The organism is Streptomyces spongiae (assembly GCF_009377185.1).
GTDB classification, from domain to species: Bacteria; Actinomycetota; Actinomycetes; order Streptomycetales; family Streptomycetaceae; genus Streptomyces; species Streptomyces spongiae.
Map to the genome: position 1 here is coordinate 1 of NZ_VJZC01000373.1, position 9,763 is coordinate 9,763.

Annotated in this window: 11 protein-coding genes; 5 read left to right on the top strand and 6 right to left on the bottom strand. The window is 68.3% G+C overall.

All coding sequences use genetic code 11. The features are described from left to right. Positions 1 to 39: 39 nt before the first annotated feature. Positions 40 to 2,421: an MFS transporter gene (locus FNH08_RS34690; RefSeq protein ID WP_322725983.1), complete on the bottom strand. Its 2,382-nt coding sequence runs from the start codon at positions 2,419 to 2,421 to the stop codon at positions 40 to 42. Between the two features lie 534 nt (positions 2,422 to 2,955). Here FNH08_RS34690 and FNH08_RS34695 point away from each other — a divergent pair. Together FNH08_RS34695 and FNH08_RS34700 are read left to right on the top strand one after the other, a co-directional pair. Then, entirely contained in the window at positions 2,956 to 3,630 is a 675-nt protein-coding gene (locus FNH08_RS34695; RefSeq protein ID WP_228034535.1) for a glycoside hydrolase family 11 protein, read from the top strand. Then, positions 3,627 to 4,316, top strand: a complete 690-nt coding sequence (locus FNH08_RS34700; protein WP_194238714.1) for a polysaccharide deacetylase family protein — start codon at positions 3,627 to 3,629, stop codon at positions 4,314 to 4,316. The genes FNH08_RS34695 and FNH08_RS34700 overlap by 4 nt, the downstream gene beginning before the upstream one ends. Before the next feature lie 447 nt (positions 4,317 to 4,763). Here the strand turns inward: FNH08_RS34700 and FNH08_RS34705 are convergent, their stop codons facing one another. From FNH08_RS34705 to FNH08_RS34715, 4 genes are all read right to left on the bottom strand, one after another. After that, positions 4,764 to 5,558, bottom strand: coding sequence for a dioxygenase family protein (locus FNH08_RS34705; RefSeq protein WP_322725985.1), 795 nt, complete (start codon positions 5,556 to 5,558; stop codon positions 4,764 to 4,766). Positions 5,559 to 5,683: 125 nt separating this feature from the next. Beyond that, positions 5,684 to 5,842: a hypothetical protein gene (locus FNH08_RS51090; protein WP_194238715.1), complete on the bottom strand. Its 159-nt coding sequence runs from the start codon at positions 5,840 to 5,842 to the stop codon at positions 5,684 to 5,686. After that, entirely contained in the window at positions 5,839 to 6,522 is a 684-nt protein-coding gene (locus FNH08_RS34710; RefSeq protein WP_194238716.1) for a DsbA family oxidoreductase, read from the bottom strand. The genes FNH08_RS51090 and FNH08_RS34710 overlap by 4 nt, the downstream gene beginning before the upstream one ends. 238 nt (positions 6,523 to 6,760) lie before the next feature. Next, entirely contained in the window at positions 6,761 to 7,399 is a 639-nt protein-coding gene (locus FNH08_RS34715; protein WP_152775497.1) for an FMN-dependent NADH-azoreductase, read from the bottom strand. A 106-nt stretch (positions 7,400 to 7,505) separates the two neighbouring features. Here FNH08_RS34715 and FNH08_RS34720 point away from each other — a divergent pair, with 106 nt between their 5' ends. From FNH08_RS34720 to FNH08_RS34725, 3 genes are all read left to right on the top strand, one after another. Next, complete coding sequence (locus FNH08_RS34720) at positions 7,506 to 7,922, top strand: winged helix-turn-helix transcriptional regulator (RefSeq protein ID WP_152775498.1); 417 nt, start codon at positions 7,506 to 7,508, stop codon at positions 7,920 to 7,922. 222 nt (positions 7,923 to 8,144) lie between these two features. Beyond that, entirely contained in the window at positions 8,145 to 8,306 is a 162-nt protein-coding gene (locus FNH08_RS52440; protein ID WP_322725984.1) for a type II toxin-antitoxin system VapB family antitoxin, read from the top strand. An 83-nt stretch (positions 8,307 to 8,389) separates the two neighbouring features. Next, positions 8,390 to 9,295, top strand: a complete 906-nt coding sequence (locus tag FNH08_RS34725) for an aldo/keto reductase (RefSeq protein WP_228034537.1) — start codon at positions 8,390 to 8,392, stop codon at positions 9,293 to 9,295. A gap of 30 nt (positions 9,296 to 9,325) precedes the next feature. On the opposite strand, the gene FNH08_RS34730 is transcribed toward FNH08_RS34725, so the two are convergent. Continuing rightward, positions 9,326 to 9,763, bottom strand: a 438-nt coding sequence (locus FNH08_RS34730) for a LuxR C-terminal-related transcriptional regulator (protein WP_152775500.1), incomplete at its 5' end; no start/stop codon positions are given.

The following is a 9,763-nucleotide window of genomic DNA, read 5'->3' on the forward strand; positions in this document are numbered from 1 at the left end:
CTGTCAGCACCAGGTGAGTTCACCCGACGTAACGAAGCACTACTGGACTTCCTTGTGGCCCAGCTGGATGTCGACCCCCTCCTGGGTGCCGTTCAGCGTGACCTGCGTGGCCACCGGCGGGTAGCCGCTGGCTATCACGGTGTACTGCTCGCTGGAGAGGTCGGTGAAGGCGTAGCTCCCGTCGATGCTCGTGCTGCGCGTCCCGACGACGTTGCCGGCGGCGTCGATCAGCGTGACCCTGGCGTCGTCCAGCGCACGTCCGTCCTGGGTCTGCACCGTGCCCCGCAGGGTCGCCGCGACGGAGAGCCGGATGTCGGAGCGGGTGATCTCGGCGGAGACGGTGACCGGCACGGCGGCCGGGCGGTGGCCGGGCGCGCTGACGCTGAGCGTGTAGTCGCCGGGCACCAGGTCGACGATCCGGTAGCCGCCGTCCATGCCGGTGGTGACGGAGGCTGCCACATCACCGCGCTGGAAGGTGGCCACCACCAGCGCGCCGGGCAGCGCCTCGGCGGTCCCGCCGCGCACCGTGCCGACCAGACCGCCCGGGCTGGGCAGGATCACGAGGTCGTGGGAGACGGATGCGCCGTTCAGCGTCAGCGTCACCACCTGCGGCTGGTAACCGGACGCCGAACCGATGAGGACGAGGCTGCCGTGCTCGACTGTCTCCACCGCGTACGAGCCGTCCGCACCGGAGGTGGCGCGGGCCAGCTGGCGCCCCGAACTGTCCAGCAGGGTGACCGCGGTACGGGGTACGGGTGCGCCGGCGCCGTCCCGAATCTGCCCACGGATGACGGCCGCACCGCTCGGGCCCGCATCGGGGGCGCCGACGAGCACGGGCGTGGCCGCGGCCTCAACCGTAGCCGGGACCTCAGCCATGGCCGCGGCATCGGCCATGGTCGGAGCATCGGCCGTGGCCGCGACCTGTGCCTCGGTTTCCTCCGCCACCTCCGCGGGCGCGTTCGCCTTCTTCTTCCCGCGGAACAGCAGCACCGTGACGATCAGGGCGAAGGCGAAGAAGCCGGCCGACCACCAGTAGGCGACCTCGTAGCTGTGCAGGGCGGCATTCGCCTTGACCAGCGGATCGGACATGTGGTCCTTCGCGTAGTCGGTGGCGGCGCTGGCGGCCAGGGTGTTCAGCAGCGCGGTGCCGATCGAACCGCCCACCTGCTGGGTGGTGTTGACGGCCGCCGACGCCACACCTTGATCCTGTGCCTCCACCCCCAGGGTGGCGTAGCTCATCGCGACGGGCATCGTCAGGCCGAGCCCCACGCCGAGCAGCAGCAGCGGGGGCAGCACATGCGCCGCGTAGCTGCTGTCCAGGCCGAGGCGGGTCAGCCAGACCATGCCGCCCACGGACAGCAGCATGCCGACGGGCACGACGATCTTGGGGCCGAGCTTCGGCACCAGCCATGTGGTCGCCAGCTGCGCCGCCACCATCAGCGCGCCCACCATCGGCAGGAAGGCCACGCCGTTCTTCACCGGGGAGTAGCCCAGCGTCGACTGCAGGTAGTAGGTGAGGAAGAGGAAGACGCCGAACATCCCGACCGACGAGATGAGCATGGCGGACAGGGCGCCGGCGCGATCCCGGTCGGCCAGGACGCGCAGCGGCAGCACGGGGTGCTTGGCACGGGTCTGCCAGAGGAAGAACACCGCCAGCAGGACGGCGCCCGCGGCCAGGAACCCCCAGGTCATCCAGTTGTCCCAGTCGTGCGTCTCCGCGTTGGCGAAGCCGTAGACGATGCCGAACAGGCCGCCGGAGGCCAGCACGACACCGAGGACGTCCAGCTTCGGACGCTCGGCGGGGACGGAGCGGCCGATGAAGAAGATCGCGCCGATCAGCGCCGGAAGCGCGATCACGTCGTTGACGTACAGCGTCCAGCGCCAGTCCAGGTACTCGGTGAGCAGACCGCCGAGGACCAGGCCGACGGCCGCGCCGGAGCCGGCGATGGCGCCGAATATGCCGAACGCCCTGGCGCGCTCCTTGGCCTCGGTGAACGTCGTGGTCAGCAGGGAGAGCGCGGCCGGCGCGAGCAGCGCGCCGAACAGGCCTTGCACCGCGCGCGCGACGACCAGCATGGTGAAGCCGTTCGCCGCGCCGCCGAGCGCGGAGGCGGCGGCGAAGCCGACGAGGCCGACGATGAAGGTCGTCTTGCGGCCGAAGAGGTCGGCGAGCCGGCCGCCGAGCAACAGCAGGCTGCCGAAGGCCAGGGAGTAGGCAGTGACGATCCACTGCCGGTCGTTGTTGTCGAAGCCCAGGTCCTGCTGGGCGGACGGCAGCGCGATGTTCACGATGGTGGCATCGAGCACGACCATGAGCTGGGCGAGGCCGATCACGGCCAGCGCCCACCATCGGTGCTTCGATGGGGCCTGGGTGTTGCCGGGCGGCCCGGCCTGGGCTGTGGGGGCCGGGATGACTTCCACGATGGCGCTCCCTCATGGGGCTCGGTTGCTCGAATCGGACCACACTTATCAGTCCGAAACCGTTTCGTACACCTAACGTAGATACCCGTACAGCGAAACTCAAACGTTTCGATAGGGCGTTTCCCGAAGTGTGGCGCGGTTCACAAATGCGGACCACCCGCCCACACAACCCCTCCGCATCCTTCGCGCGAAATCCCGCATCAGGGCCTCCCGCCGCAGCTTCATCGACGGCGCCAACTCGGCCTCCCGGTGGGCTGCCCTGGACCCCGCCCGGCTCCTGTCGGGCCGACCGCAACCGCTGAGACCGTACGACTGCGCGGCCTTCAAGCGACCTTCGAAACATTCGAAGTCCACGCGCTGAGAATTTCTTCCAAACACCCCGTGCACCGGAGTCCAAAAACCCTTGATTAAGTGCTCAAAGCCTTCGAAACATTTCGTAACAGATACCGCAACTATTGACACTTGAGGGGAGCAGGCCAACACTGCGACCCACATCCCGACCTCAGAAGAGGAAGGGGAGGAAGGAGCCCTCGCATGACCCCCTTACCCGCACACCCGACGACCCGCAGGACCGCCTGCGCCATGCTGCTGGGCGCCGCGTCGGCGCTGGCCCTGCCCGGCACCGCCCGCGCCGCCACCGTCATCACCACGAACCAGACCGGCACCAACAACGGCTTCTACTACTCGTTCTGGACCGACTCGCAGGGCACGGTCTCCATGACCCTGGACTCCGGCGGCAACTACAGCACGAGCTGGAGAAACACCGGGAACTTCGTCGCCGGCAAGGGCTGGAGCAACGGCTCACGCAGGACCGTGAGGTACTCGGGCACCTTCAATCCCTCCGGCAACGGCTACCTGTGCCTCTACGGGTGGACGTCGAACCCGCTCGTCGAGTACTACATCGTCGACAACTGGGGCACCTACCGACCAACGGGCACATACAAGGGCACTGTCAGCAGCGACGGCGGCACGTACGACATCTACCAGACGACGCGGTACAACGCGCCCTCCGTCGAGGGCACCAGGACCTTCAACCAGTACTGGAGCGTGCGGCAGTCGAAGCGGACGGGCGGCACCATCACCACCGGCACCCACTTCGACGCCTGGGCCCGCGCAGGGATGACGCTCGGCAGCTTCAAGTACTACATGATCCTCGCGACCGAGGGCTACCAGAGCAGCGGGAGCTCCAACATCACGGTGTCGGCATGAGCACCGCCCGACCGCGTCCGACCGCACGCCTCATGACGACGGCCCTGGCCGCGCTGGCCCTGGCTGCCACCAGTACCTTCACCGTCCACGCCACCCCGGCGCAGGCCGCCGCCTGCAACGGATACGTCGGACTCACCTTCGACGACGGCCCCTCCGGGAACACGCCCGCCCTGCTGGGCGCGCTGCAGCGGCACGGGCTGCGGGCGACCATGTTCAACGAGGGGCGGTACGCCGCGGCTTACCCGGCCCAGGTCAAGGCGCAGCTCGCGGCCGGCATGTGGGTCGGCAACCACAGCTACACGCACCCGCATCTGACCCAGCTCGGCCAGTCGCAGATCGACTCGGAGATCTCCCGAACCCAACAGGCCATCGCGGCCGCGGGCGGCGGCACGCCGAAACTGTTCCGGCCGCCGTACGGCGAGACCAGTTCGACGGTCAAGGCGGTGGAGGCCAAGTACGGCCTGACCGAGATCCTCTGGAACGTGGACTCGCAGGACTGGAACGGCGCCAGTACGGACGCGATCGTGCAGGCCGCCGGGCGGCTCACCAACGGTCAGATCATCCTCATGCACGACTGGGCCGCCAACTCGCTCGCCGCGATCCCCCGCATCGCGCAGGGGCTGACCGCCCGCGGCCTGTGCGCCGGCACGATCTCCCCGCAGACGGGCCGAGCGGTGGCGCCCTGATCGGCCGACAGGCGCCATCGGACCGCTCGGGCGGCTACACGAGTCCCCCCGAATCCGCACCCCTGCTGAGACGTTTCCGCAGGTCACAGACCTACTTGGTGGGGCGGGTGGGACTCGAACCCACGGCCGACGGATCATGAGTCCTTTGAGGATCTTGGCGGCCCTTGTCGATCAATGCCAATCTTGGCCGTTCTCCCAGCTCAGAAGAGGTTTGGCACCTCACCCCTTCTCAGCCCTTGTCAGTCTTTTCCGATCCTTGTGTCCAACCTGCGTCCAGAACGCGTCCTGGAAGGACAAGCCCAACCAGCTTCCGCTTCTCGGTGGTCGGAAACGGGCCGGTGAATACCCTGACCGGTCCCACACCGCTCAACACGCCCGTGCCCTGCGAGGAGCCTGCCGACCGCCCCGCCGAAGCGGCGTTCCCCGCGGGCTCCTTCCGCGTCGGTCTCAACGACTTCGGTGCCCCTGAAATCGCCCAGAGTCCTCACGCCTCGAGTTCGAAGTGTGTTGCACGGCGGTGAGACCGTCCAGCCTGGGGGAAAGCCTCAGTCGGCCGGCTGCTCCTGGACGGCTGTCGCGGTGGCGATGGTGAGGTTGAAATGGGCGGCCTGAAAGAAGGCGTGGCTCTGCAGCCCTCCGGCTTTCAGCTCCCGCCGGTTCATGGTGGATGCGGGTGGGCATGGCCAGCCGGGTGTGGGCGTTCTGACCGGGGTCGGCCTCAAGGTAGGGGTCGCCCTGGAAGTACAGCTGGGTCATGAACTGGCCGCTGGCGGCGATGTCCTCGTGACGCACCTTGAGGTGGATGTGGCGCGGTCGGAAGTGGGCTTTGCCGAGGGCGTCGTAGAAGTCGAGGATGCTCTGCGGGATGTCGGCGGGCATGTAGGGGACCGGCTTGATGGTGCGGAACTCGAAGCGGCCTTCTTCGTCGGTGTGGAACCTGCCGCGGAGATTCCAGTCGGGCTGGTCGTCCATGCCGAGCATCGAGTAGACGCCCGTGTCGGCGCACTGCCAGGTGTCGAGTTCTGCCATGGCCAGGGGCTGGCCGTCCAGGGCGCGCACCTGTCCGCTGACGATCAGCGGAGTACCGGGCTCGTCGGAGCGCATGGGCAGGACGTAGGAGGCGCCGGGTCCGACGGGCTTCAGCAGTGGTGCTCCGGGGACGTAGTAGGGGCCCTCGGGGTTGGAGGGTGTGCCCTCCCAGCTGTCGGCCGTGGTCCCGTCGGTCAGGCGGTCCAGCCAGATGTCGAGGAATCCCTAGACGGCGTTGGATTGCTGGAGCACTCGGATGACGTCTCGGAACAGCTCGTCGGGTCGGCGGGGCGCAGGAGCAAGGGCTTATCGGTACTGGACAACGTCACGTTCCTTCGTCACTCGGTGCAGTGGCCTTGGGTGTCGCAGAGCGCGCCGTCCGGGGCGCTGATGAGTGTGAGGGTGGGGGGAGGCGTGTCGTGGGAGTCGCCGTCGCCGGTCGTGACGAGGGTGTCGTCGTCGGCGGGCTCGGTAGGCTGTGTGGTGGGAGCAGTCATGCGGGTACTCCGAGGGCCTGCGCGATGGCGGTTGTGTATCCCTCGAAACTCGTGGCGCCGGCGACGGCGTGCGTGCCGTTGAAGACCGCGAACGGCACGCCCTGGATGCCGAGTGCCAGGCCCGCGGCCCGCTCGTCGCGGACGGCCTGTGCGTAGGTGTCCCCGGACAACGTCGCGCGGGTCTCCTCGGCCGGAACTCCGGCCTCAGCGGCGACCCGGACCAGTTCGTCCTTGTCGAACGGGTTGAGTTCGCCGGCGAAGTAGCCGCGCTGAAGCGTCGAGAACAGCGCTGCGGCCACGCCATGAGCGCGGGCGAGATGCAGTACCCGGTGGACGTCGAAGGTGTTCGCGGCAGGGCGGTCCACGCTGTACGGCAGGCCCTCGGCCTGGGCCAGTTCGGCCATCTGCGCTTCCATCCGGCGGGCTTGCTCGGTCGTACCTCCGTGCTTGGCGACGAACACTTCCGGGATCGGCACCGCTGTTGCGGACATGTCCGGGTCCAGCTCGAAGGACCGGAGGGTGAGCTGCACCTGGCTGACCGGAGCCGCGGCGGCGATTGCTTGTTCGAGTCGATGCTTGCCGATATAGCACCAGGGGCAGCCCAGATCGGTCCACAGCTCGATGATCAGAGGGTGGTCGGTGGCCGGCGTCGATGGCTCGGACGACGTGGAAGGGGACATGGAAGCCTCATTCCTGTGCGGGGTCTTTCCCGAAAGGTGCGGGCACGGAGACGGCCGCGGCGGGGTGGCTGGGCGGTGACGTACGGTCACCCGGCGGATCGGCGAGCCGGCGGCGCCGTGGTTCCGTAGCCGTGCATCGAAAGAGGAGGCAGGACGGGCCGGGGGAACTCGGCACTGGGGATGGTGGCGAGTACGACCCCGCCGGGGCGTGTGCGGCGAAGGGCGCCTGTTCCGGACTCTACGACGCGGTCTGGAAAGCTTCGGCCAGCTTGCGGGCCTGCTCATGGGAGTCCGCCAGGGACGCCTCGTGCAGCGGTATGAGTTCGGACATGTAGGGGACGACGGGGGCGAGGGTGAGCTCGGGGGTCAGGACGCTCACGTCGAGGCCCAGCGTCTGCGGGTGCGCCAGGACGGTTTCCAGGGTGGGGACCACATGGTCCATGCCGTGGTTGGGGGTGCCGGGGCCGTAGCCGCCGCCACGGGCGGATATCACCAAGGCCGGGCGCCCGGCGGCCGGAGGACCGTCGGGGAGGGCCATCGTTGCGCCCACCACCATGATCTGGTCCAGCCACGCCTTGAACACCGAGGGTATCGAGTAGTTGTACATCGGCACCGTGAACAGGTAGGTGCTCGCGCCGAGGAACTCCTCGATCAGTTCATCCTGGATCGCCGCGGCGGCGGCCTGCTCCGGAGTGCGCGCGGCCTTGTCCGCACTGCGCGAAGCGATGCCGGCGGCGGTGAGGTGAGGCACCGGTGCGGCTCCGAGGTCACGGTGGATGACCGGGCCCCGCCAGGAATCCCGAAAAGACTCGGCGACCTGCCGGGACACCGAGTCGGTGCCCAGAGAGGAGGAGTCGATGTGCAGGAGATAGGGCATGAGGGCGCCTCCGATTCTTATCATTTGTGCGCAGCGCCATCATGCGCCAGTATGGGAGCCTCTACAAAAGGCACACTCGTGTCCGTATCGGAAGGACGTGTGCGTCATGGACACCGCTGGAGCAGCCGCGAACACGACGCCGGTGGGGCCGTGTGCTCGCATTCCGGCAGGGCAGTCCGACTTCGTCCGCGAGATCCTCGACCGTGTCGGCGACAAGTGGACTCTGCTCGTGATCGCCACTCTGCAGCACGGGGTGCGTCGCTACTCCGATCTGCAGAACACCGTTCCGGGTATTTCCCAGCGCATGCTCACCCTCACACTGCGGCAGCTCGTTCAGGACGGCCTGATCACCCGAACCGCGTACGCCGAGGTGCCACCACGTGTCGAGTACGCCCTCACGCCCCTCGGCATCAGCCTCCTCGACATCGTCGGTTCCCTGATCGACTGGGCCTCGACCCATCACGACGAGATCCGTGATCACCGCACTCGGTTCGGTCAAGCGACAACGAAGCCGACGAGTTGACCAGCCCGAGAGCAGCCCGGCCGATGCGCCCGACCGGCGGGCGTGCGACTGCGGGACTGGACAGGTCGTGCCCTCCGACGAGGAGATGTGTTTCCGTCGCGATCAGCCGCGTCCCGCAGATCTCGAAAAGCTCACGCCCGTTCGTCACGGTGGTCGGAGCAGGAGGTCTTCAAGCCACCGTCGCCTGCCCGGAACGAACCCACCCGTCGGACATCAAGGTACGTGGGCCGATGTGGGCCCAAGCGCGACACCATCAACACCGCCCTGCGCGAGGTCACCGCCCGCTACCGGCGCCTGCGCGCACTCGAAGACGCCCGACAGCTGGTGACCGACGGAGCCCTGGACATCGACATCCTCCTGGACAAGAACCAGTACCGGCCGTGACCGTCGCCGACTACCTCATCGACCTCCCCCAGCGTACCCTCGGCGGCCAGGGCCTCAAGGCCGGGACGATCGGTCTGGGCACGATGGGCATGACGATGGCCTACGGGGCTTCGGACGACCAGAGCAGCATCGCCACCATCAGCCGGGCCCACGAACTCGGGGTCACTCTCTTCGACACGGCAGAGCTGTACGGCCTGGGCACCGGCAGCAACGAGCAACTCCTCGGGCGCGCCGTGAAGACCTTCCGCGACGACATCCTGATCGCGACCAAGTTCGGTTTCGACCTCTCCGATCCGACCAGGTTCGGAGCCGCCCTGGACAGCCGCCCCGAGCACATCCGCGAGGTCGCCGAGAACAGCCTGCGCCACCTGGGCACCGACCACATCGACGTGCTGTACCAGCACCGCGTCGACCCGGACGTCCCCATCGAGGACGTGGCGGGTACGGTCGGCGAGCTGATCGCCGAAGGCAAGGTCCGCTACTTCGGCCTGAGCGAGGCCGGCCCCGAAACCATCCGCCGCGCCCACGCCGTCCACCCGGTCTCTGTGCTCCAGACCGAGTACTCGGTGTTCGAGCGAGCCGTAGAGGCCGACGTCCTGCCCGTCGTCCGGGAACTGGGCATCGGCTTCGTTCCCTATTCTCCGCTGGGCCGCGGCTTCCTCACCGGCGCCGTCAAGCCGGCCGACGAATACTCCACCTATGACATGCGCGGCAAGGACGACCGCTGGCAGCCCGGCAACTACGAGAAGAACCTCGCCGCGGTCAGCGAGCTGACCACACTGGCGCGGAGTAAGGGCATAGCGGTCACCCAGCTGGCGCTGGCCTGGCTGCTCGCACAGGGCGACGACATCGTGCCCATCCCGGGCACCCGCAGCCCCCGGCGTCTGGAGGAGAACGTGGCCGCCGCGCAGGTCACGCTCACCTCCGAGGACCTCGCCCGCATCCAGGAGATCCTGCCGCACGGATCGGCCGGCTCCCGGCGGCAATGATGCCGATCTGGCAGTAACAAAATGCTCGGGTCAGGTGGTGAGGCCTGCGTCGCGGGCCACGATGGCGGCTTGGACGCGGTTGGTGACCTCCAGCGCGGTCAGGATGCGGCTCACGTGGGCCTTGACGGTGCTCTCGCGCATGGCGAGACGGGTGGCGATGTCCGCGTTGGTGTCGCCCTGGGCGAGCAGGGCGAGTACCTCGCGTTCGCGGGGGGTGAGCCGCTCCAACCGGGCCTGGGCCGCGGTGGCCCGGGGCTGGTTGGTGGCGTGGTAGCGGTCGATGAGGCGGCGGGCCGCGGTGGGGTGGAGCATGGCCGAGCCAGCGGCCACCAGGTGGACGGCGCGCAGTATTTCGGCGGGGTCGGTGTCCTTGAGCAGGAACCCGTCGGCTCCGGCGGCGAGGGCGTCGTAGACGTATTCGTCGAGGTCGAAGGTGGTCAGGGTGATCACCTTCGGGGGGTGGGGCAG

Coding starts and splice junctions, on each gene's coding strand:
- FNH08_RS34695 (WP_228034535.1), top strand. CDS start 2,956: ATGACCCCCTTACCCGCACACCCGACGACCCGCAGGACCGCCTGCGCC.
- FNH08_RS34700 (WP_194238714.1), top strand. CDS start 3,627: ATGAGCACCGCCCGACCGCGTCCGACCGCACGCCTCATGACGACGGCC.
- FNH08_RS51090 (WP_194238715.1), bottom strand. CDS start 5,842: ATGACTGCTCCCACCACACAGCCTACCGAGCCCGCCGACGACGACACC.
- FNH08_RS34710 (WP_194238716.1), bottom strand. CDS start 6,522: ATGTCCCCTTCCACGTCGTCCGAGCCATCGACGCCGGCCACCGACCAC.
- FNH08_RS34715 (WP_152775497.1), bottom strand. CDS start 7,399: ATGCCCTATCTCCTGCACATCGACTCCTCCTCTCTGGGCACCGACTCG.
- FNH08_RS34720 (WP_152775498.1), top strand. CDS start 7,506: ATGGACACCGCTGGAGCAGCCGCGAACACGACGCCGGTGGGGCCGTGT.
- FNH08_RS34725 (WP_228034537.1), top strand. CDS start 8,390: ATGGGCATGACGATGGCCTACGGGGCTTCGGACGACCAGAGCAGCATC.